This window comes from Marinobacter nauticus (genome assembly GCF_003634635.1).
In the GTDB taxonomy this organism is placed as follows: Bacteria; Pseudomonadota; Gammaproteobacteria; order Pseudomonadales; family Oleiphilaceae; genus Marinobacter; species Marinobacter nauticus.
Genome location: NZ_RBJB01000002.1, coordinates 1,042,463 through 1,062,369, shown reverse-complemented (window position 1 = coordinate 1,062,369; position 19,907 = coordinate 1,042,463). Strand labels below are relative to the sequence as shown.

Sequence of the window (19,907 nt, the reverse complement as noted above, 5' to 3'; positions counted from 1 at the left end):
ATCACTCTACCCGGTCGTATTTCTTCAGGCGCTCGTATTCCCCGCGGGTCATGCGCATGGTGTCGCCCTTTTCTTTGCAGCGCCCACCGCTGCAGTGGCGGGCTTTCAGCTTTGCTTCGATGTAACCGGCGCTGGTTTTTGCTCCGGTCTTTCCAGCAGCACGCGGCGCCTGTTGCTCGGCTGATTCAGACCTTTCCGTTTTGACGGCTTCCTCAGTTGGAGCTGGTTCGGTCTTCTGGTTTTTGCGAGTCATGTTCGATTCCTCTAAGCGAAGTAGAAGTGACGGTAAGGGCAGATCAGCGCGTCTACCGCCATCGGCACCTCGGCGGTGATTGATCCAACCACGACGCTTTCCCGGTTCACGTACCAGTGGCCGATCAGCAACAGCATTGCTGCCGTGATGTCGTCATCAAGCACCAGGGCGTGGTCGTCTGTTGGTTCTCCGGTTTCCGGATCCTTGGGGATCTCGCCCGCGGTGGCATACAGGTTCCGGCCGATGTGATTCTCGACGTAGCGCTGTGCAGCCGTTGCGTAGGTTTCTAGCAGCGCGTCTTCTTCGGAGTCGTCCAGCTCCAACCGAAGGTGCGGCTTGATGATGTCCAGTTCGAGCATGTGACAGTCTCAAGTGAAGGCTGGCCCCAACGTAGCGGGACCAGCCGGTTCGGAACCGCCAGCCGATTAAACGACCGGGCCGGCCAGCGCCTTGATTGCGGCGGTGTCTTGCAGAACGCAGTCAAAGCGGTGGAATGCCAGGAAGCCGGTCTGATCGAATTCGGCGTAACGCTCAACCAGACGCTTCAACACCATGTAGCGCACGCGGCGGATGATGAATTGCTTGAAATCACCCGCGTACATGAACTTGGCGTTGTCGGCGATATCGTCAATGCCCTGGTCGACGAAGTATTCCCGGTTCAGGATGGTGGCTGGCGCGGCGCCGGCAACGGCAGGCAGCCAAAGCGGACGGCCCTGGTTGTCTTCCATTTCCGTCAACAGCTTCAGGGTGTTGTCGTTGAAGCCGATGCGGAAGCCAGCGGCGCGGCGGTATGCCGGATCGATGGAGTGGATGAGGGCGTTGATCTCCTGCCAGGTGAACTCGTTATTGGCAGCCACATTTGTGACACCAGTAACGGCGGACTGCAGGCCGTTGGGCTGTTTCGGAGTTCCGGCACCGGTACCCTGAACCAGATACTTGGCTTCGCCGCGACCAATGCGCTGACCGATGCGATTTGCCAGGAACGCCTCGATGTTCACGCCGGAGTCGTTCAACAGCTCATTGGACACGCGGATCACTTTGGATGTGAGCTTCACAGCGCCCAAAGTCTCCATGCCGAATTCGACATCCTCTTCGGCAGCTTCCTGATTCTCGCCCAGCAGCACGCCCTCTTCGGCAGTACCATTGCTGGTTGGCCATTCAATCGGGTTCCCGCTGTCGGTGGTCATGATCTGGGCCACACCGGCAAGGCCGCCATAATCCTTCATGGATTCGTAGATCATGTTCAGCATCTGGGTCGGTACGGTATAGCCACCTTTCTCACCGGGGCTGGTTGCCTGAGCGCGCATCTCGCGAAGGATCTGGCGCTGCTCGGTGGTCATTTCGCTCATGCCCTGACGCAGGAAAGCATCAAAGGCAGCGGCACGCTGTTCGTCAGCAGACTCTCCGCCGCGTTCTTCGCTTTCCTGGTTGTTGCGATGCTCTTCTTCGTGCTCCTCCACGAAGCGCTGATCTGCATCACGAAGGGCCTCTTCGCGCTTGATCTGCTCGTCGAAGCCGTCCAGCTTCTTCTTCATTTCGGTCCACTGGCTGCGCTGTTCGTCAGTCCAGGTGTTATCGCCGATGTTGTCATGCAGGTTGCGCATGTTGCGGGCGACTTCGTTGTAAGCTTGCTTCAATTCATGAAGTTTCATGTTGTTCAGCCCTCCGGGGCGCTGTTTGAGGTTCAGGCGTGGATGAGTTCAAGGAAGCGCTCGCGGGCGCGGCGCTGATTGATTGCTCGCTGAGCGAGGTTTTGAATCTCGGCACAGCGAGCTTCGAGGGAGCGCTTGGCAGCGCCCGCATCCGGGTACGCCGGGTAAGTCACCGGCGAAACGTCGAGCAACCGGCTGAAGCGGCGAATGGTCCGCACAATCAGGCCGTCGTCTTCTTCGCGCCATTCATCGCCATCGGGGGCAACTCGGAACGCGAAGCTGGAACCGGTGATATCACCCCGGGCCAGCGGTGCCAGAACCAGATCGCGAACAGACTGGGTATCTGGCGGGTTGATGTCGTAGCGAAGGCCCTCTGAATCCACGGACAGCTCAAGAGTTCCGCTGAGGGTTCGGCCCAGCACGAAGTTGGGGTCGTGGTTGAACAGAGCGCGCACGTCGTCACCGAGCACATCATCGAAGGCGCCCGGGGCGATCTCCTCTTTGAACATGCCGAGAATCATGTCGCTGCGCTTGTTGAAGACGGCACCGTGCCCGACGATGCGGGCGGGTTGTCCTTCCTCGGTTTCTTCGGCACGCACCTCACACGGAAGGGCGCGCTTCTCGACTTCGCTCATGAGGTGGGTTCCTCGTCATCGTTGGGGGTGTTGGAGTTGTTCAGATTGCTCAGGGGTTGGGCGTTGACGCTGACCAGCATCTGGTCGAGGCCGTCACGCGGGTTCATGTCTTCCAGCACTCGGGCTTCGTTGCGGTCCATCCAGCCATCGGTGATGGCGTAGTGGTAGAACTCGGCGCGCTCCTTGGCGGTACCGCGGAGCAGGCCTGCCAGATTGAACTTGGCGTAATAGCCAGCGGCCCGTTCTGCTCGGGTGAAAACCCGCCGGTTAATTTCCTGCTCCCAGTTCACGATCCACGGCATCATGGTATGCCGGACGAACTGGATGGCTTGTTCGCTGATATTGGAGAAGGTGGCCTTGTCCAGGTCATTGATCATGTGGGCCGGGACGTTAAAGATGCCGGCCACTTCGGAGCGATTCAGCTTCCGGGTTTCCAGGAACTGCGCGTCTTCTGGCGGGATGGTGATCGACTTGTAATCGAGATCCGCCGGGAGTAATAGGGTTTTGTTTTCACTGGCTTTCAGGCGGGAGACAGCGCCCTGCCATGCCTCTTTCAGGCGCGTCCAGCTGTCTTTTTGCAGGGCATTTTTTACGGTCACCAGCCCTGTCGGCCTGCCTCCACCAGTGAAGAAATCCTTGCCATACCGCTGAGCCGCCAGCCCCAGGCCGATGGTTTCGGCGTGCTGGCGAATCAGGCTCTTCCCGGTGCGGCCATCGGAGCCCAGAGCTCGAACGTGGATCATGTCTTCCAGCGCCACCGCTCGGCTGCCTTCGTCTTCCTCGTTTACAGCGAATAGCCAGCGGTTACCGTTCTTGACCAGCTGGGTCTCCCAGGGGCGCCGCGTTACCAATTCCCGGAGCTCGCCGCGAGGGCTGCGAATGGCTTGTGTGTAGCCGTTGCCCCAACCAAGGACGTGCGCCTGTTTTGTTTCTCGCCACTTGTAACTGGTCTGCCAGGTGTTGGGCTCGTCGTGCAGAAGCCAATAAGCCGGGTGGTCCTTGGCGGCCTCGATGTTGTTGCCCTGCTTGCGCATAACGTGGAGCGGCAGCTGGCCAATGGATGACGACAGCACGTAGATGCAGGAGTACACAGCTGAAAGCGTTAAGGCTGAGTGGTTGTCCACGGTGATGCCGCTGTCGCCCTGCAGATACTCATCAAGGTTCTGGCCGGTCAGCGGGGTGTCCGGGTTCTCGATCGAACGGGCCTCGGAGGCGAAAAGAGACTCGAGCATTATTTCTTACCTCCGCCAGCGTTGCGTTTGGACGCCCGGGCGGCTGCCAAAGCCATGACCAGCATCATGCCGCCGGCAGCGATAAGGGCGTCCGCGAGGCCGAAACGGAGATACAGGCCATAAGTCATCGCCCCGAAGCCGGTCAGGCCCAGGGTGTCGATCAGGTAAGTGCGCATTCACATCACCAGAATGTCGTCGTCGGAGAGGGTGTCGAGCACGCTCTCGCCTACTTGGGCGTGAGCCAGTGCGCGGCCAATGGCCATGATTAGCGCCACCGCGCCGTCAATCTTGTTGTGATCGCCCTGCTTGATAGGACGAACCACGTCGTCGTTGCCGGGCAGATACTTGCCAACCACGTTGCCAACACACCAGGTCATGATCGGGTGGCCATCATGGTGGAACCGGCCAGAGACGATCGCCGCTTCCAGTTCCTTCATGGGGTCCGACATGTTGGTGTAGTTCTGAACTATGGTGACCGGGTTCAGGCCTTCGTCGTCCAGCTGGTGCGAAAGGTTGGTGGCGCCGTGTGGGTCGATTGGGCATTCCAGTGCTGGCGTCTCAAGGCTCGCTTCCTTGGCACACTCCAGAATTTCCCGATAATCCACCTCGCTGCCGTCCGTCGCGTCCAGGTGCTTCGACTCAATCCAGCCCTGGAACCGCTCGCTGATCCGGCGGTCCTCGTTATCGAAGGCGGTATCTTCTGGCACCCAGAATCGAGGCCCCACGCTGTAGTAATGCGTTTTGCCGTCGATCACTTTTCGGAACACCCGGGCCATGGAGTTCATGTCCAGCTTGCGGGCCAGGTCGAACGCGAGGATGCACTCTTCGCCGCGGAACTGGTCGATCGTTAGAGACCGGTCTTCGCAGCGCTTCCAATCCTCCATGTTGAAGAATGCCTCTTTCGAGGAAACCCACACATTGAGGTGCTTGGTTTTGTACTTGTTGGCCAGCCTTGCCCGCGCCACTGCCTTGTCCCGCTGGCTGCGGAGGTAGTCGAGCTTTACTGAAACCCCGGCGTTCGGGTTGGCCTTGAGAATCGCCTCGTCGGTCGTCCAGTCGTCGCCGGGGTCGATCGTGTAAATGATCGCGAACAGCTCATCGTCCTGGCTGGTTCCTTCCAGCATCTCGATGGCGCGTTCCCGCATTTCGTAGCACGGGCCCGCGATATCGAAGCCGGCGGTTGTGATCACCCACATCAGCGGCTGGGATCGTGCGCCCATGCCGGTGATCATCGTGTCGTAAAGGCGGGAGTCCGGATGTTCGTGGTATTCATCCACGATGGCCATTGACGGACTGGAGCCGTCGCCGGGATCGCCTATCACCGGCTCAAATACAGAACCGTCAGCCCGTTCCAGTTTTTTAGCCCAGGGAACGATGCCAAATCGCTTGCGCAGGTTTGGGAGCCGGCGGGCCATTTTGAGGGCAGGGCGGAAAACCTCCCATGCCTGTTTCTCGCTGGTGGCACCGCAGTAAACCTCGGCGCCGTATTCGTTATCTGCGCAGAAGGCGTACAGCCCCGCACCGGCTACCTTGATCGATTTGCCGTTCTTCCTGGGAACTTCCTCGTAGACTTCCCTGAACCGCCGGAGCTTGTCTTTCTTGCGAACCCACCCGAACACCATTGCAAAGCTGAACAGCTGCCAAGGCTCGAGAACGATTCTCTGATTGCCGCGGGCCCACTCACCTTTGGTGTGGGGCAGCAGCTGGACGAATCGACACGCCCGCTCCGCCAGATCCCGGTCGAACCGGTAGGGGTAGCTCTTCGCCTTCGCGGCTTTCAGATCGTTGAGGTGTCGGGCACAAGCTGCCTTCACGTAGTTGCAGGCGACGATCCGGCCCCCTACCACGTCGCGGGCGTACTTCTGCGCCGCGTTCACATTCGGGTAGGCGCTCATAGGTTAGAACTCGTCGAATTCGTTGCCCTCGTTTTTGCCATCGTCGTTCGCTCCGCCACCGAGCATCCGATGGCGGGTGAGCGGATCCAGGCCGAGCAAAGAGCCGAGCCTCGAAAGTTGCTGCACTGATTTGTCTCGCACGTTGATGACTGGGTGCATCTTCTCGCTGCCGTCAGCGGTGGGCAGCGTTAATCCTTCCTTGGCGATTCTGGTTTCAGCATCGAGCATCAACTGCCAGGCGTTGCAGTAGGCTTGCAGGAGTGGGGCGTCTTCGACCTCGAAGGTGCCGCGATCAATCAGAACTTTCGATTGTTGTTTCCAGATCCGGCGGGCCGCCTCGCCCATCAATTCCTCTGGCGGGTTAATCCGAGTGATCGAGCTTTTCTGTGTGCCGAGCGACTTCCTTTTCCGCCCTCCGCCGGAGGCGCGAACCGGGGCGTTGTTGTTCACCAGGGCCTCCCAAAAAAGTTTCGTTATTTCTCACGCATAAAAATCTGGCTAGGGCACGCGGTCGAGGTCTTGTGACCTGTAGAGATTTGACCACCCCCGGGGCCCTCAGCCTCGATCGTTGCCGAACCCTCCGTCCTCTCTCGCGGTCTTTCGTGAGTGGCATGGGTGGCAGAGTGACTGCCAGTTGGAGCGGCTCCAGAAGAGTTTCAGGTCGCCTCTGTGGGGGATGATGTGATCAACATCTGTTGCCGCTGTGATTCGGCCTTGCCTGTTGCACTCAGCACACAGGGGGTTGGCCATCAACCAATCGCGCCGGGCTTGGCGCCATTTGTAGCCATAACCTCGTTGGGTGCTGCTGCCACGCTCCCTTTCCTTGGCTCGGTTGTACTGCCTGGGGGCGGGCTGGTGTTTGTCGCAATAGCGCTGCCCTCGCAGCAGCTCATGGCAACCTGCTGCTGCGCATGGCTTCAGTGGTCTGCGAGGCACTACTGGCTCTCAATCACTGCATCGACCAAGCCACGCTGCCTGGTGGCGCAGTCGTGGTAGATGCTGGCCGTGGCTGTTATCACGCTGGCGGCGGTGTCTGCCTGACCATTACTGAACTCTGGAAGCTGGGCGGGGCACTTCACCAGCAGGTTCTGCTGATCCGGCCCCAGCATCGCCTCGCTGCGCAGCATTGAGCAGCTCGACAAGCTCAGGCTCAAAACACACGCGCTGATAAATCGGCTTCTGGATCTCACGGATAACTCCACGATCAATGATGCGCTCATTGGCGCGCAGCTGGCTGAGGCGCTCCTCTACCTGCTTGGAGATGGCAGCCTGGCCCTCGCGAATCTCAGCAGCCAGAGCGCGTTGGGCTTCAACGGCAGCGAGGTCTTTGCTGTCCTCAAACCAACCGCGAGCGGTCCAGCTACCCAGAGCAACAGCTCCGAGAACCGCGCCAACAATCAAAAGCTTTACTTTGAAAGTCATTTGCGATCCTTGAGGTACTCGACGGCATTGCCACCGTAGTAGTACAGAAGGTTGACGCTGAACACCCAAGCCAGGGTTTGAGCCAGCGGCAACATCGGCTCTGGTATACGGTTCCCAAACATGCCGAGCAGCAAGGCGGCCAGACAGGCCAAACTGAAATAGGCCATCAGGCGGCGGTGATACCACCACTGATTGGGGTTCGGGTGATCAGCGGCCACCACCGCTTCCCTCGATCAGTCGGTCAAGCTTGGCATTAATCATACGCAGGTCAGTCTTGAGCTCGTCGAACTTGCGTTCAGCCCGCTCCTGATCTTCAACTCGGGCCGCCTTCAGGTGCGCATAGTTCAATTCGAGGTTGCTGATTCTCCGGTCTTGCCCGGCAAGGAACCACAGCGCCGACACAACTAGCGCAACAGTCGTGATGATGTGGGCAACACTGACGCTCTTATCCAGGTGCCATTGCCTGCGGTCGGCCATATCACTCACCGGCTACCTCGCCAGTCTCCATGATCTTGGCGAGTTCACTTGCGCGATAGCCGACCTGGCGGGCCCATTTGGAATTGCGCATTTCCCATGAACCGTTTTCCCAATCCTGCCGGCTGATTGCTGCCCACATCCTTTTGAACTTCATAAGGCCATAAAACCCTAAGTTGAAGCCCATGTTCGCAAGAACGGTCTGACGCACTGGGTCCAGCGACAGATACTCGTCAACGGTCTCCAGTTGAGCTTCAATCATGTCGATATCGTTATCGAGCATGAAGTCCGCCTCATCTCGACTGATGCCTACCTCTTCCAGGTTGCGGCCATAACCGACGGTCAACTTGCCTACTGTGTCCAGGTAGGGCTTCAGGCGCAGGCCTTCATGCCGCTCAAGTTGTGATCTCAGCAGTTCGCGATTCATAGGCATAAAAAAGCCCGCTCAGTGGCGGGCAAGTTGGAGTAGTCGGGCACAAAAAAACCGCCAGCTCCTAGGGGAGGGCGGTTTCGTTTGGGGTCATTTCGACCAGTTAGCAAATAGTGTAGCCACTGGACCCCTGATGTCAATATGTAGTGATCATCGAACCAAGTAATCACCAGATGGCAGGTAAAATCGTCCAGTGCTGGTGTAGTGATCATACATATCTACGAGGCTGATATGTGGACCTTTGTTTCGCCATTGGAAATGTAGAAGCATGTCCGAGGTTTTGTATCGTCCATGGATCTGGGTGTAGGCCGGGATACCGATGTGGTAATGCCACAAGTCATTCGAGCTCGCATAGTAGTATTCCGGTGTGCCGGGGACGGCGCTTCGGGCTACTTTCCCCTCGTATAGTGAGAAATCGGAAAGTCCATGCATTTGGAACTGCTTCACGAAATCGAGCACCTTGTCTTGGTGCTCTGGAGGGAAATTCGCGAACTCTTTTTTGAATTTGGGAAGAAAGTCGACCGTATACTGCACTCAGAACATCCTTGTTATACGCAATCTCAACTTGCGTTAAGGATGAACTGGCGCATTTCTTCGCGTGAGAGGCCGTGGGGGATTTGTGTCGCTTCGCCGCTGTTCAAGGCATGTTCCATGCGAGCACGGTTGATCGGCGACTTCTTTTTGGTGGTGCGTTTTAACTTGGTATCAGCTTTGTTTGCAACAAAGCTCATAGCTGCAACACTCATGGGATCAACCTCAATAGGTATATTCAGGCGGTAATTGTATGCGCAATGTGCAATTTCTGCAAATAGAGCAGTATTACCTACATTCACCGTGTTAACGCATTCTGGATTGATTAAGCCACTCAATGCAGGTTGGCGCGCCCTGGTAAAACTTGTGTGAACTATTGATAAGCGCTTGAGAATCATCTTCCAAAGGGAATTCTCGTTACGCCACCGACGTCAAAGTTTTACGTTTTGATCCCTCAAGCAGACTTTCGAGCTGCTTGTAGCCTTCTGTTACTCGCCGTTGAAACACTTTTGCCGTGCAATCCAAAAGTTGGCCGCAAGCCTCATCATTCCAATGGATTTCGAGCCTTTTCTCTGTAAACGGATCTATCGCTACCTTGGTCCGGCCGCGGTAGAAGCGATCTACTACCAACGCATCTACTCGCTTAGGGGACTTGGAAGCCATTGTTCTGAGTCGCTCGTAGGCCCTAGCAAACTCTGCCGGCATGTTACGCATGCGGATCTTCTCCAGTTTGTCCGCCAGCACGCAAAACCCACTAAATCCAGATCCTGACGGCGGCTTGCCCTCAAATTCGGCCCACATGCCCATAATGCTGCGGCCCTGGTGCGCGATCTGGTCGATGGTGTCCAATCCCTGCAGGTATGCAATGAACCGGTCCACTTCCCGTTGGGCGACCTCCCGGGCTCGTCTCTGCTCTGCTGTTCTCCGATTCTGTTCTGCCATTACCTACTCCGCATCCCGTTGAACATCGCGCGTATTGTTCTTTCGTCCATTTCTGACTGCTGTCTCAGCCATTGTTCCAGCTGCCCCCGACTGATCCGCTTTCGCAGGAACAATCCCCATTTGGTCATGGCTTCAGCTTTAAGCGCCTCCCAGCGTTCCAGGCATTCGGCCTTATGCTGTTCTGGCGTCATGCCGCCCCCTTGATCGTGATCACCCCCATACCGAACAATTCCCGCCAGGTGCGCATCTGTGCCCGGCGCAGGTACCAGTCTTTGTGCTCCCGTTCCATGGGTGGCCACTTCATTCGGCCATCGATGACTGAATGACAGGCGTCACACGCGAAGCAGGCGCTCAGATCGTCCGCCTTCCTGGCGATGCCGTGGCTTTCATCCGGGAGGTGAGCCAGCACGGTTGTCGACCAGTCTCCGTTACACACGCCAACGATCTGCAGGGTGCAGGCTTGCCCCCGAGCAGCGTTTCGAATGTGGTTTGATCGAATAGGTGTCGGTTTCTTCAGCATGTCAGTCACCGTGGTACCGTGATCCGCCAGCGCCATAACCCCGGCCGCTTTCTCCGCTTCTGAGCTCTCCCAACTGCTTGCGCAGGGATCTGAGCTGCTGGCTTCGATCGTTCAGACGGATCCGCAGCTGAATCACCAGATCATCAATTGCCAGGCTTTCACCGGTCTCTTTGCACACAACACCGGACGCCTCGCAGTTGTCGCATCGCAGCTGATAGAACATCGACTGCACGAATCCCGCTCCATGACAATGGGGGCAGGGCTTAAGCGGTCGCTTCTCCTGATTGAACGCTGGGCCGGCCTTTTTCGTTACTTCCTTCAATGCAGGCCTCCGAGTTTCTTAACTCCGCTGTCGATGGCGCTTTCCAGGTACTCCTGGGTACCTCGCTGGTGGATATGAGTGATGCCGAGGTCGCCGCCGCCCTGGTACACCTGCCGGGCCTTTTCCGCATTGCCAATCATTACCGGTTCATCTTGTGCACGCCCGCGCCTGAATCCGCTGTGCTGGCTGTTCTCGTGCTCACATGTACCGACCAGCTTTCGAGGGAACGACTCCGGCGGTTGTACCGTGAAGCCCTGGTAGAGCTTCTGGAAGTTGTTCCGGAGGAACGGGTATTCCTTGTCGTCAGTCATGCTGACCTTCAGCCAGCCGCCCAGGCGTTCGATGGCCGCGTGAATCTTGGGATCGTCAAAAACGACTGACCGGTAATTGCCCACGCAGCGGATCGCGTGATCGACCTTTGCCCATGCCTCACCGCTGGCGGATTGGCTACTGCCCTGGAGCAGTCGAACGATATCCGCTGGCTTTGGCGGGAACTGGCCAGTGTCCGGGTTGGTAATGTGTCGGGACAGGGCGCGCTCAATGTCCGCCAGCGAGAAACCGATCAGGGACTGAAACACCATGTAAACTACTCTCGGCTCCGGGCTTTTACCGTAGATCTCATGAGCCTGGGCCCACATATCGCCAAAGGCTTCCAGGTCGTTAGTGTTCATAGATTGCCCCCCGTTGGTTGCCAGCGCGCTGTTCGTGGATCCGTCGAAGTTCTGCCGCTCGATCAAGCCCGGCCTGCTCTGGGGATTTTCGGCGCTCCGCCTTGCGTTGAGCCGCAAGCTGAGACCATTTCTCGCGAAGCTTGTCGGGGCACTGAACATTGGCAGACCAGAAGCCATGCTGACGGCACCAGTTGAATAGAGCCCGAATGTGCACCAGCTCCCGGCGATCCTGCTGTCGCATCAGCCGGATGGTATTCGCCCAGCGCGCAAGGTTTGGCTCTCGGGGCTTGTCCTGGCCCAGCTGCTCCGCCAGCTGCTCCCACATCCACGTCGCCAAGTTGAGATCGTCTTGAGTTCCCCAGTACCGGCCGCTCTGGATAGCTGCGTCAGGGCGGTCTGGTTCGGTAGCACTGTCATCGGAAGTGGGCCCGGAGGCGTCCGGCCGATCAGGCCCGGACAATCCTTCTGCCGTAATCTCTGCTGTAGTCTCTGAAGTAATCTCTGTAATAGATTGGCGCTTTCCGCCATCACTGTCTGGCGCTTCTGCGCATTCTTGATTGGCGCTTTCCGCCATACTGGTTGCACCGTTCGTACAATCTTGGTTGGCGGAATCCGCCAAACTGTTGTTTTCATTCTCGATACATTCTTGATTGGCGTTTTCCGCCAAACTGGATGAAAGCTCTTCCAGCGCAGTCTCCAACGCATGGATGTCCACGCGGAAGTACAGTCGGGCAGGAACACCCTTGCGCTGTTCCTCAAGGAATCCGGCCTTGGTCAATCGGCGGCGGGCAGTCTCCTGCTCACGCCTCGTCATACCGGTTTCGGCTTGCCACTCAGTCTGGGACTTGTAGAACCAGCCCTCCGGATCTCTCGTTCTGGCGCGCCAGTAAAGCGCCTGGGACAACATCATGGCACCGCACATGCCAAGGCCCAGATCAACAAAGACGCGGTTGAAGGCGATAGGGCGCGCCATCAAGTTGATGATGCTCATGCGGCCTTTTCCTCGTTATCGAAAAGCATGTGTGTGTATCTGCCATCCCAGTCCCTGCGCATTTCGAGCTGGCCCTGTTCGTACTGGGAATAGAGCCACTTGGCGCCCTTCTGGGTGAGCACGACCTTCTCGCAGGTTCGGCCATCTCGGTTCAGGTAGCGGCGTTCGGTGAAAAGCTTGTCGCGGTATGCAGCGGCGCTCCGGTACCCGTGCTGGGTCTTCAGGAGCCGCTTGCGCTCAACCAGGAGGGGCTGAACCCGATTCAGGTTGACGCCGTTGAGCATCCGACAGAACTCAACCGGCGTGAGCCCAGCCTTCAGATTCGCGGCCAGATCGTTGCATACGGCGTTCAGGCGATGGGTTTCGTCTTTGAAGTGCTCCAGCTGGGTGCTGAGGTCTTCGAGGGCGATCCGGGCGGCCTGGCTAAGGTTTTGAGCCCAGGAGGGTAGGGCGGCTTTCGCTTCCAGTTCCTGCCACCGATCAATAACCCGCGCTCGGTGCTCATCGCTGTATCCAGCAACGACTAAATGGGTGTCGCGCTCGGTGAGCTGATAAACATCTATCGGCCTCCCACCGGTTTGGATCCGATGGGTTTTACGAGATGATCGTAAAAGGCCCTTATCAAATAGTCGGCGAATCGTCACAAGCACATCGTTGTGCCTGGCTTCCACAAGCTCGGCAATCTCCTTGCTACTCATGGTCTGCTGTTCGTTGCTGGCAGTTGCTAATTCAGTCATAATCACTCCGTTTCATCGATTAACCCGGCCAGGTGTTACCAGCACCGTTTAAGCCGGGTAGTTTTTTCCGATGCTGGCTACTGAGTAACAGACACCCCCATGTGCGAAGACTCAGAAAACCAAGCAACGATTTGCTTACGGCGTCGGAAAAATTAGGAAGTGGCTATTCCTCACTTTTCGCTTTCCCCGTAATCACCACCCGCACTTCGCCCAACGGCTTAACGATCTCGTCGCGCTTCAGGAATGGGTGTGTCCGAAAGTGGCAATCGTCGATTCCCATAGCATCCGCCAGCCCATCACGGCCAGACTTGAACGCGGCAACCACATTGTCGTCGTCACGTTGCCGGCGATTCGGCGGGCAGAAGTCGAGGAACATATGAATTTCACCGCCAGCGGCGACCAGATCACGCATAGGCTGCAGGTCCCACTTGCCTTCCCGGATGACTGCTAACGATTCCATCTTGCAGGTGTACCGATAGAGTTCTGCGGCTCTGGCCTTCTTCGACCAGTGGCCGCGGCTATTCGGACTGAGCGCCTTCGGCGGCCAGGGTAAGGTGATCTGCAATTTCTCCGGCATGACTGCTCCGTTGTCCGGTTTATTTTTCGTGACGTGTCACGTTTTCTTGTGGCGACTCGGGACGCTCTTACAACCGAGCCCATCTCTCTTGTCGGTCCGGCCCGCCGGCGTCACATGCGTTCTATTCTCCGAGACTCCTTAACAATTCGGGATTGTCTGCTACTCTTTTCACTCATCAATCCAAAGGAAATGGAGACTTCTATGTCCGACAAAAAAGAATCCTTCGAACGTATTGCTGCCGACATTCTCATCGCTCATCTTTCGAAAAGTGGTAGCGTTAATCACCACAAGATCGAGTACATTACTGACGCATTCCGCTCCATCTACGAGGTAGTGAGTAACCCCGGGAAAGACGAGGCCAAATGATCTACTGAATTCGAGGGGGCTCTACCTGGCTCACACGCCCAGGGAGATCGACCAAGCCACCCGGCTCATGGGAGTAAGATCCTCTCGAATACGGCCCGTCTTTCCGGGCTGTCAGCGTGGTCACCGGGGGCGGAGGTCGTGATGGTCCTTTGGCCCACGCTGCTGGCGTTCTATCGGTGGTCCCTATCTCCACCTGCAATGTCGGCACCTCGGCTTACGCCTGGCCAGCGACTGTTACCGGCTGCTTCTGATAGCGCTGCAGCTCGCGCCTTCATCAATCTTTATCTGGTGTATCCTTTTCCCTGAGCCTCAGTTCTTTCAGGGAGAAACTATGTTCAAGTACCGCCTTCACTATCTGTCCGATATGGACGATGCCTGCGAGAGGCATTACGAGTCAGAATTTCCGGTCAAAATTGGTGACGTGATCGAGCCTGGCGACGGCTTCTACTATTGCGTCGTTAAGGAGCACAAACAGAAAACAGGCGTTCGTCTCGATCTTTCCAAATCTGCTCAAGATGCTGAGGAGGCAGTGCTTTTAGCGCAGCAGTATGGGCATCTATAAGCAGCTGGGCGGCCTCTTTGGCTACAAGAGCGTCGTCCAACTCGTAGTAGGGCCACATAACCTGTAACTTTGTTTTCACTCCAACGTTGCCCACGCCCAGGACCGAAACCATGACAGCAGCGGAAAGGCTCTCTTCGGGCGTCGGCGCTGCCATTTTCGTGTTCACGTCTCTTGTCATTGCTGCCATCGGTCCTTCCTCATAAATACCTGTATGAATAACCACCCATAGTCAGGCGGGTATTCCGCCAGCGATGGTGTGGTTCAATAAAGAACATCAAGCCACCTCGGAATTGATTGGCGGCTGTCCTAAATGAAACTCTCGGCGGTATAGGTCATCAATTTTCCGAGCTGTGCATTCGAGCGGGTGAGCATGCTTCTTTCTGGCAATCCTCCAGACAGTGGGCTGAGGAACACCAGAGAGCCTGCTTATCTCGGTAATCGATAAGCCTTTGGCTTCGAGCTTTCTGATTTTTTCGCAGGTTGTGTTAGTCATGCTTGCGAATATACGCAAACGTATATGTTTGCGCAACAGGGTATGCGTTTATGTTTCTACCGGCACCTTATACGCGCGCGTATGATTTGGGCATGAAAGAAAACTACTCAGATCGACTGCAGCGAGCGATGACGCACTGCGGTGTTACCCAATACAAGCTTGCTCAGGCATCCGGAGTCCCTCAGCCGACGATCTCGCGCATCTTGAAAGGCATTAGCCAGAACCCTCGAACGGAAACATTGGAAGCCTTATCCGATGCAATGGGAGTCAGTAGTTTGTGGCTGATCCTTGGTGAGGGCCCAATGATGGACAAAGATGCGAAGAAGGCCCGCCAAGAACTTGAGCGTTATGACGCTCGATATCGATGGGAGGCGACATTCTTTGAGTGTATTCGAGAAAGCCTGGCTGCTGGCCAAAGCATTGAGGCACTGCTCGGCATTACTGAAGACGAGTTTGAAGAAGTAACCGACGGCGGCTTACATGCGCCAGATTGGCTGCTCTCGCGAGTTAAAATTGAGGGCTATCCCGAGCCGGGGGCAGAACTTGATGTTTCTAAGTCACAGCAGACTGGTAACGCCGAAGAGCGGAGACCGGAAAATGCGGACGAGCTAGAGTTCTTCGGCCACATGGATGCCTGGGACAGCAACACGCCATTGAATGAGGATGAAGTAGAGTTGCCTCTGTTCAGGGAAGTCGAGCTGGCTGCCGGAGGTGGCGCCACTCAGGTGATAGAGAATCACGGCGCCAAATTACGTTTCGCAAAGTCCACATTGAGCCGGGCCGGCGTGCCAGCTGAAGCCGCGGCCTGTGCCTTTGTTCGCGGTAACTCCATGGAACCGGTCATGCCGGATGGTACTTGTGTTGGCGTGAACACTGCCGATAAGACAGTTAAGGATGGCGAGATCTACGCGATCGACCACGGTGGCATGCTGCGGGTGAAGTATCTGCACCGCCGACCAGGTGGTGGTATCAAGATCGTGAGCCAGAATGCGAGTGAACATCCAGTTGAAGAAGTGACTGCTGAAGAGATGGCGGCCAATGTGCGAGTGATCGGAAGAGTCTTTTGGTGGTCAGTATTGCGATGAGTTACAAGCTTGCAACTAAATTCTAGTTGCATTCGGGAAATCAGGACCTAAAATTGTGGGCAACAAACAGGATAGATTCGCTGAAAAGCTAAAGCGAAAGCCAACGCCAAAGGATATCAAGTGGCGACAATTACAGAAATATTTAGAGTCATTGGGCTTTGAAGAGCTCCAAGGTAGTGGCTCGCGCGTAAAATATTTTCTACCAGAGGCTCCGGATGGCGATCGAATGATCATAAGCCTGCATAATCCCCATCCCAGCCCTGATGTAAAGCCCGGCGCTATTGACGCCGTTGTGAAATCCCTTAAGGAGAGGGGGCTCTTAAAATGAGTTCAAAGGTACTAAATTACAAAGGCCAAATCGGTTCTGTTGACTGGGATACAGAGACCAATTGCATGTATGGCCAGCTAATGTATATCAACGATTTGGTCACCTATGAAGCCTGCTCCCCGGCCGAACTGCAAGAAGAGTTTGAAGCAGCGGTCGATGACTACTTAGAAACCTGCTCCGAACTTGGAGTTGAGCCCAACAAGCCGTTCAAAGGGTCATTCAACGTTAGAATCGGGGCAGACTTGCATAAGCGAATTGCGTTCAAGGCAGCTGAGCAAGACATTTCGATCAATGACGCTGTAACAAGGGCCATCGCTGAATATGTTGAAGATGATCCACAGCAGAAGTTTCTTGAAAACGTTAATGACCAGATTAGGAAGCACGTATATCAAGCGAGCCTCTATGCAAGTAGCGTTCGTACGTCGAACGAACCACGAACTGCAGGATTAAGCTGGTCTGAGGAGATTTTTCAGGGGCTGAAAGGCAATTATTCGCTGGGTCAGGGGCGTGCACATGAGCATTGAGGTTTGTGCTTACAACTACCACTTGGTGGAAATGCGTTTTCATCGTATTCGGTTTGACATACCGAGTTATGATCGCATAGACAATAATGGTGGAGACCTGTCAATCGAAACCAACTTGAGATTTGGAGTCGATTCAAATTCTCTGTACTGTACTGTGACAGCTTTCGTCAAGATCATTCCCGAGGGTCAAGATGACATTGATTCCGATGACAAAGTGATAATCGAAATTGAACTTGCAGGAACGGGCCGCTTTGACTTGGGCGCGGATCACGGGATCACGAGCAAGAGACTGAATGAGTTAGAGCATGAAGAGGTGGTAACCTTCAGCAATGTTATCGACCCTCTGATTGTCAGTAAGTTGAGAGAAATTCTTCTCGATGCGGGCATTGATAGCATTACCATTCCGCTACAGTTGAGGCCGGTTCAAAAACCAGTTGCAGAGTAATCGTGCCCGCCAAAGAGCGGGCTTTTTCTTATCCGCAATAATCCGCCAGCATTGAGCGCTTTAACAAACCACAAGGACGGCATTGGCTGTGAAGAAGGAATCATCCAGCGAAATGTGGGACGAGCTCAAGTCCAGTAAGCCGAAGATGATCTTCATGATCGTCTTGGCTGTTGGTGCTCTGGCTGGCGTTTTCAGCAAAAGCTTTCAGATCCCTGGCTTTCAGGCCGAACACATTGACCTGTCCTATGGTCAGATGATGGATCAGATCTATCTTTCTGGTCTCACGTCCGCCCAAGAGACTGACAAGAAATCTCAGTTTGTCGGCAAACGAGTGACCTGGCTGGGAACTGTGATCGATGTTGAGCAGGGCAACCGGGGTAATAGGGTTGAGCTTAGTGACGGTGATCGAAGGGCGCTAGTCGATTATTACCTCGAGGAAGTTCCTGACGATCAGGCGCTTATACTCTCCCAAGGAGACGTCATCCGTTTTACCGGAACGATCGATAGGTTTACCGATGGGGTCCTAACAGGGTATGTCCACCTCATCGACGTGAATTTCAAGTAGGGCCTTCTGGTGTTGGTATTAATCTCATTAATCCGCCAGGTTACTCCACTTCTGACCTGGACCGGTATTCATCTCTTTGTTTGATGCTTTTCAACGCCTCAAAAAGCTCTTTGTTCATGTAATCCGGGCGTGTCAGAGCCTCCTCCTGCAAGCAATCGTCTTTGATTGGCGTGACTGCTTGCTCCAAGCCCCTGACGTTGAAAATGGCTGTAAGAGTTTCCCCGGTCGCCGCCTTCGTTTGCGCTACGAATTGATCAGAATCTATCATTTGAGTCACAAGTTCCGGCTCATCATGGGGGTAGAACGTCAGTGATGATGAGCTCGCCCCGTGTGGCCATTTCCCTGATTGCGCTTTCTGCTTACCAACTCTCCAGGTTACATCGCTGGCACTTTCAGTTGAGAGGAACTGATGCCAATCAATCCATATGTTCAGCTCGTTTCCGCGGCATCTGATGATCAACCTGTGCTCACCGAACACGGGGCTCGTGCCGCCAGATGATTCAACGATAAATACCGTGGTTACAGTGTCATCGAGAGGATTGGTTTTAGCTACGATTTGCCAGTTGTCTTGCGCCGTCTCAGCAGCCCTGAAACTGTCGTAGGCCGAGTCATAGCACTCAAGTCTGGCTATGTCGTTTTCCACGCCTACACAATGAAGCGCATCTGGCAGGCGACTTTGTGATAGCGCCCCCTGGGAAACCATTATTGTTGCGAATGCCGCAGCGATGCTCAGAATCTTCATGGGTTATCAACCAAATATTAGCTACAAAACGATGCCAGCTGCTGTTTATATCGGTAGAACTGCTCCTTAGAGGGCTCTAGGTTATAGGTTCGCACAATTCTCACAAACCTGCTGACATACTGGCATTTACCTGATGGCGGCAACCAGTCTTCTGGGCCCTGGGCGCCCTTGCTTCGGTTCAGGCTGGCCTCTACCGGTATCAGGTTTACCGGATCGTTTGCGAATTTCTCCCGCTTTTCCTTCGTCCAGGAGCTGGCACCGTGATCCCAGGCCCACTTCAGGGGCACCACATGGTCGATATCGATATCGCCGGCGTTCTGTATCACGTTTCCTGTAAACATGCTTATCCAGCGCCCGGTAACCACTCTGCAGCGGCGTTCGTCCGCAAACCTCACGGTCGTCGTTGAAGCAGTGATCAGCGCTTCAGCGCGGCTGTTCTGGCAATCTCCATCAGCATCATCCCATCCATGCCCGAACTTGCTTCTCTCATAACCACTGCTGGTGGCAGGTCTGGCGGACACTTCCGCCTTGGCTATCGGCCGAAAGCTGCTCATGTTCTTTGGCAGGCGCCCGCCTGACTGGATGCAGGCGTGAACAGAATCGAAAGCCTGGTAGTTCTTTGTGCGTTCGTAGTGGGAGCTGGCGGGTGGGTGGCAGATGCCTGATTTCGATTTCTTGACGAGCTCTGCCTGTGCAGTGCCGGCGTTGACGATCAGCACCAGGGCTAGGAGGGTATTCACTACTGCTTTCAATGTGACGGTCTCCCTGTTTCGTGAGGGCGGAACCATAGCCTATTTCGCGCCTGCTCGAAAACTTCAAAAAGATATACGCATACGTATTGACTCGAATATATACGTGAACGTATATTTTTCCCGTGAACGTTGATCAGGGAGACAACACCATGGGCCGCAGACAGAAACCGCATTACCCCCGAATGATCGTTGAGCTGGCGGATGAGTCACTGCTTCCACCTCGCCGGGCCGAAGTCGTCATGCTGGCGGCCCGGGGCATGAGCGCCAAAGAGATTGCGCGCGAGCTCGATATCTCACCAGACACCGTTAACTGGCACCTCGACGAGGCCAAAGACCAGTTTCACGCGCACAGCAGGGTAGACCTGATTTCCCAAGGCTGGATGCAGGGCCTGTTCCGGGCCCGAATGCTTGCCTGGGCGTTGATAGCCTTCGCCATGCTGCCCGCGATGCGCAGCCGGCCCACGCCGATCAGTGGCGGTCGTCCTCCCGTTACCCAGAACACCATCGGCCGCACGGCTATTCGCGGCATCTACGCATAAGGAGCAGAGCATGGCAGCTGTAACTGTGGAATTTCCGGAAAACCTGACCCTGGCAAAGCTGGATCCTGCACTCCGCCAGTTGGCAACCGAGCTGGGCTGTGAGATTCGCCTGGGCGCCAATCGCACCTACAAGGTCGTGCCCAGGGAAAAGAACGTGGTCCGTCTGCCTGTGCGGCTTCGGCAAATCAATCAGCCGGGCCCGGGCGCGGCATAAGGAGATCG

The 19,907-nt window shown here is 55.7% G+C and carries 33 protein-coding genes; 8 read left to right on the top strand and 25 right to left on the bottom strand.

The genetic code is table 11. The features are described from left to right. Position 1: 1 nt before the first annotated feature. From C7436_RS05270 to C7436_RS05165, 22 genes are all read right to left on the bottom strand, one after another. Positions 2 to 253 carry a hypothetical protein gene (locus tag C7436_RS05270; protein ID WP_121206924.1) on the bottom strand — a complete coding sequence of 84 codons (252 nt, stop codon included), beginning with the start codon at positions 251 to 253 and terminating at the stop codon, positions 2 to 4. Positions 254 to 264: 11 nt separating this feature from the next. Then, positions 265 to 612 carry a head-tail connector protein gene (locus C7436_RS05265; RefSeq protein WP_121206923.1) on the bottom strand — a complete coding sequence of 116 codons (348 nt, stop codon included), beginning with the start codon at positions 610 to 612 and terminating at the stop codon, positions 265 to 267. Positions 613 to 678: 66 nt separating this feature from the next. Further along, positions 679 to 1,905 (bottom strand): phage major capsid protein, encoded by a 1,227-nt coding sequence (locus tag C7436_RS05260; RefSeq protein WP_121206922.1) that lies wholly within the window; start codon positions 1,903 to 1,905, stop codon positions 679 to 681. A 32-nt stretch (positions 1,906 to 1,937) separates the two neighbouring features. Continuing rightward, complete coding sequence (locus C7436_RS05255) at positions 1,938 to 2,540, bottom strand: HK97 family phage prohead protease (protein ID WP_121206921.1); 603 nt, start codon at positions 2,538 to 2,540, stop codon at positions 1,938 to 1,940. Then, complete coding sequence (locus C7436_RS05250; protein WP_228198060.1) at positions 2,537 to 3,772, bottom strand: phage portal protein; 1,236 nt, start codon at positions 3,770 to 3,772, stop codon at positions 2,537 to 2,539. Before C7436_RS05250 ends, C7436_RS05255 begins: the two co-directional genes overlap by 4 nt. Next, on the bottom strand, positions 3,772 to 3,948 hold the full coding sequence (locus C7436_RS18805) for a hypothetical protein (RefSeq protein ID WP_170155413.1): 177 nt from the start codon (positions 3,946 to 3,948) through the stop codon (positions 3,772 to 3,774). The genes C7436_RS05250 and C7436_RS18805 overlap by 1 nt, the downstream gene beginning before the upstream one ends. Further along, positions 3,949 to 5,667, bottom strand: coding sequence for a terminase large subunit (locus tag C7436_RS05245; protein ID WP_121206919.1), 1,719 nt, complete (start codon positions 5,665 to 5,667; stop codon positions 3,949 to 3,951). A 3-nt stretch (positions 5,668 to 5,670) separates the two neighbouring features. Continuing rightward, positions 5,671 to 6,117, bottom strand: coding sequence for a phage terminase small subunit P27 family (locus C7436_RS05240; protein ID WP_228198059.1), 447 nt, complete (start codon positions 6,115 to 6,117; stop codon positions 5,671 to 5,673). Positions 6,118 to 6,222: 105 nt separating this feature from the next. Further along, positions 6,223 to 6,603 (bottom strand): HNH endonuclease, encoded by a 381-nt coding sequence (locus tag C7436_RS05235; protein ID WP_121206917.1) that lies wholly within the window; start codon positions 6,601 to 6,603, stop codon positions 6,223 to 6,225. 108 nt (positions 6,604 to 6,711) lie between these two features. Beyond that, complete coding sequence (locus C7436_RS05230; RefSeq protein WP_121206916.1) at positions 6,712 to 7,089, bottom strand: hypothetical protein; 378 nt, start codon at positions 7,087 to 7,089, stop codon at positions 6,712 to 6,714. Continuing rightward, complete coding sequence (locus tag C7436_RS05225; protein ID WP_121206915.1) at positions 7,086 to 7,307, bottom strand: hypothetical protein; 222 nt, start codon at positions 7,305 to 7,307, stop codon at positions 7,086 to 7,088. The genes C7436_RS05230 and C7436_RS05225 overlap by 4 nt, the downstream gene beginning before the upstream one ends. Continuing rightward, positions 7,297 to 7,566 carry a hypothetical protein gene (locus tag C7436_RS05220; RefSeq protein ID WP_121206914.1) on the bottom strand — a complete coding sequence of 90 codons (270 nt, stop codon included), beginning with the start codon at positions 7,564 to 7,566 and terminating at the stop codon, positions 7,297 to 7,299. Before C7436_RS05220 ends, C7436_RS05225 begins: the two co-directional genes overlap by 11 nt. A 1-nt stretch (position 7,567) precedes the next feature. Continuing rightward, complete coding sequence (locus C7436_RS05215; RefSeq protein ID WP_121207046.1) at positions 7,568 to 7,990, bottom strand: glycoside hydrolase family protein; 423 nt, start codon at positions 7,988 to 7,990, stop codon at positions 7,568 to 7,570. Between the two features lie 153 nt (positions 7,991 to 8,143). Continuing rightward, positions 8,144 to 8,527, bottom strand: a complete 384-nt coding sequence (locus C7436_RS05210; protein ID WP_121206913.1) for a type II toxin-antitoxin system RelE family toxin — start codon at positions 8,525 to 8,527, stop codon at positions 8,144 to 8,146. Between the two features lie 26 nt (positions 8,528 to 8,553). Beyond that, complete coding sequence (locus tag C7436_RS18675; RefSeq protein ID WP_147423426.1) at positions 8,554 to 8,922, bottom strand: hypothetical protein; 369 nt, start codon at positions 8,920 to 8,922, stop codon at positions 8,554 to 8,556. Positions 8,923 to 8,941: 19 nt separating this feature from the next. Next, entirely contained in the window at positions 8,942 to 9,466 is a 525-nt protein-coding gene (locus tag C7436_RS05200) for a hypothetical protein (RefSeq protein ID WP_121206911.1), read from the bottom strand. Positions 9,467 to 9,653: 187 nt separating this feature from the next. Further along, positions 9,654 to 9,986: a nuclease domain-containing protein gene (locus C7436_RS05190; RefSeq protein ID WP_121206909.1), complete on the bottom strand. Its 333-nt coding sequence runs from the start codon at positions 9,984 to 9,986 to the stop codon at positions 9,654 to 9,656. Position 9,987: 1 nt separating this feature from the next. After that, complete coding sequence (locus C7436_RS05185; RefSeq protein ID WP_147423425.1) at positions 9,988 to 10,218, bottom strand: hypothetical protein; 231 nt, start codon at positions 10,216 to 10,218, stop codon at positions 9,988 to 9,990. A gap of 86 nt (positions 10,219 to 10,304) precedes the next feature. After that, complete coding sequence (locus C7436_RS05180) at positions 10,305 to 10,979, bottom strand: DUF6475 domain-containing protein (RefSeq protein WP_121206907.1); 675 nt, start codon at positions 10,977 to 10,979, stop codon at positions 10,305 to 10,307. Further along, positions 10,969 to 11,970: a replication protein O gene (locus tag C7436_RS05175; RefSeq protein ID WP_121206906.1), complete on the bottom strand. Its 1,002-nt coding sequence runs from the start codon at positions 11,968 to 11,970 to the stop codon at positions 10,969 to 10,971. The genes C7436_RS05180 and C7436_RS05175 overlap by 11 nt, the downstream gene beginning before the upstream one ends. Next, the gene (locus C7436_RS05170) at positions 11,967 to 12,707 is read right to left on the bottom strand and encodes a Rha family transcriptional regulator (protein ID WP_211329851.1); all 741 of its coding nucleotides are present in this window, start codon (positions 12,705 to 12,707) and stop codon (positions 11,967 to 11,969) included. Before C7436_RS05170 ends, C7436_RS05175 begins: the two co-directional genes overlap by 4 nt. A gap of 163 nt (positions 12,708 to 12,870) precedes the next feature. Next, positions 12,871 to 13,284: an endodeoxyribonuclease RusA gene (locus C7436_RS05165; RefSeq protein ID WP_121206905.1), complete on the bottom strand. Its 414-nt coding sequence runs from the start codon at positions 13,282 to 13,284 to the stop codon at positions 12,871 to 12,873. Positions 13,285 to 13,485: 201 nt separating this feature from the next. Here C7436_RS05165 and C7436_RS18740 point away from each other — a divergent pair, with 201 nt between their 5' ends. Next, positions 13,486 to 13,650: a hypothetical protein gene (locus tag C7436_RS18740; RefSeq protein WP_158595258.1), complete on the top strand. Its 165-nt coding sequence runs from the start codon at positions 13,486 to 13,488 to the stop codon at positions 13,648 to 13,650. Positions 13,651 to 14,108: 458 nt separating this feature from the next. On the opposite strand, the gene C7436_RS05160 is transcribed toward C7436_RS18740, so the two are convergent. Further along, entirely contained in the window at positions 14,109 to 14,399 is a 291-nt protein-coding gene (locus C7436_RS05160; RefSeq protein WP_121206904.1) for a hypothetical protein, read from the bottom strand. A gap of 398 nt (positions 14,400 to 14,797) precedes the next feature. Here C7436_RS05160 and C7436_RS05155 point away from each other — a divergent pair, with 398 nt between their 5' ends. The 5 genes from C7436_RS05155 to C7436_RS05135 all read left to right on the top strand — a co-directional run bounded on the left by C7436_RS05155 (position 14,798) and on the right by C7436_RS05135 (position 17,652). Further along, positions 14,798 to 15,790 carry an XRE family transcriptional regulator gene (locus tag C7436_RS05155; RefSeq protein ID WP_158595257.1) on the top strand — a complete coding sequence of 331 codons (993 nt, stop codon included), beginning with the start codon at positions 14,798 to 14,800 and terminating at the stop codon, positions 15,788 to 15,790. 55 nt (positions 15,791 to 15,845) lie between these two features. Continuing rightward, a complete protein-coding gene (locus C7436_RS05150; protein ID WP_158595256.1) occupies positions 15,846 to 16,118 on the top strand; it encodes a type II toxin-antitoxin system HicA family toxin in 273 nt (90 codons plus the stop codon). After that, the gene (locus tag C7436_RS05145) at positions 16,115 to 16,642 is read left to right on the top strand and encodes a type II toxin-antitoxin system HicB family antitoxin (protein ID WP_121206901.1); all 528 of its coding nucleotides are present in this window, start codon (positions 16,115 to 16,117) and stop codon (positions 16,640 to 16,642) included. Before C7436_RS05150 ends, C7436_RS05145 begins: the two co-directional genes overlap by 4 nt. After that, positions 16,632 to 17,087: a hypothetical protein gene (locus C7436_RS05140; protein WP_121206900.1), complete on the top strand. Its 456-nt coding sequence runs from the start codon at positions 16,632 to 16,634 to the stop codon at positions 17,085 to 17,087. Before C7436_RS05145 ends, C7436_RS05140 begins: the two co-directional genes overlap by 11 nt. An 88-nt stretch (positions 17,088 to 17,175) precedes the next feature. Further along, entirely contained in the window at positions 17,176 to 17,652 is a 477-nt protein-coding gene (locus tag C7436_RS05135; protein WP_121206899.1) for a hypothetical protein, read from the top strand. 40 nt (positions 17,653 to 17,692) lie between these two features. Here the strand turns inward: C7436_RS05135 and C7436_RS05130 are convergent, their stop codons facing one another. Together C7436_RS05130 and C7436_RS05125 are read right to left on the bottom strand one after the other, a co-directional pair. Then, positions 17,693 to 18,394, bottom strand: coding sequence for a type VI secretion system-associated protein TagO (locus tag C7436_RS05130; RefSeq protein ID WP_121206898.1), 702 nt, complete (start codon positions 18,392 to 18,394; stop codon positions 17,693 to 17,695). Positions 18,395 to 18,411: 17 nt separating this feature from the next. Then, the gene (locus C7436_RS05125) at positions 18,412 to 19,146 is read right to left on the bottom strand and encodes an HNH endonuclease family protein (RefSeq protein WP_228198058.1); all 735 of its coding nucleotides are present in this window, start codon (positions 19,144 to 19,146) and stop codon (positions 18,412 to 18,414) included. A gap of 149 nt (positions 19,147 to 19,295) precedes the next feature. Between C7436_RS05125 and C7436_RS05120 the strand changes: the two genes are divergently transcribed. Both C7436_RS05120 and C7436_RS05115 read left to right on the top strand, forming a co-directional pair. After that, the gene (locus tag C7436_RS05120) at positions 19,296 to 19,685 is read left to right on the top strand and encodes a response regulator transcription factor (RefSeq protein ID WP_121206896.1); all 390 of its coding nucleotides are present in this window, start codon (positions 19,296 to 19,298) and stop codon (positions 19,683 to 19,685) included. 10 nt (positions 19,686 to 19,695) lie between these two features. Next, positions 19,696 to 19,899 carry a hypothetical protein gene (locus C7436_RS05115; RefSeq protein ID WP_121206895.1) on the top strand — a complete coding sequence of 68 codons (204 nt, stop codon included), beginning with the start codon at positions 19,696 to 19,698 and terminating at the stop codon, positions 19,897 to 19,899. Positions 19,900 to 19,907: the final 8 nt, after the last annotated feature.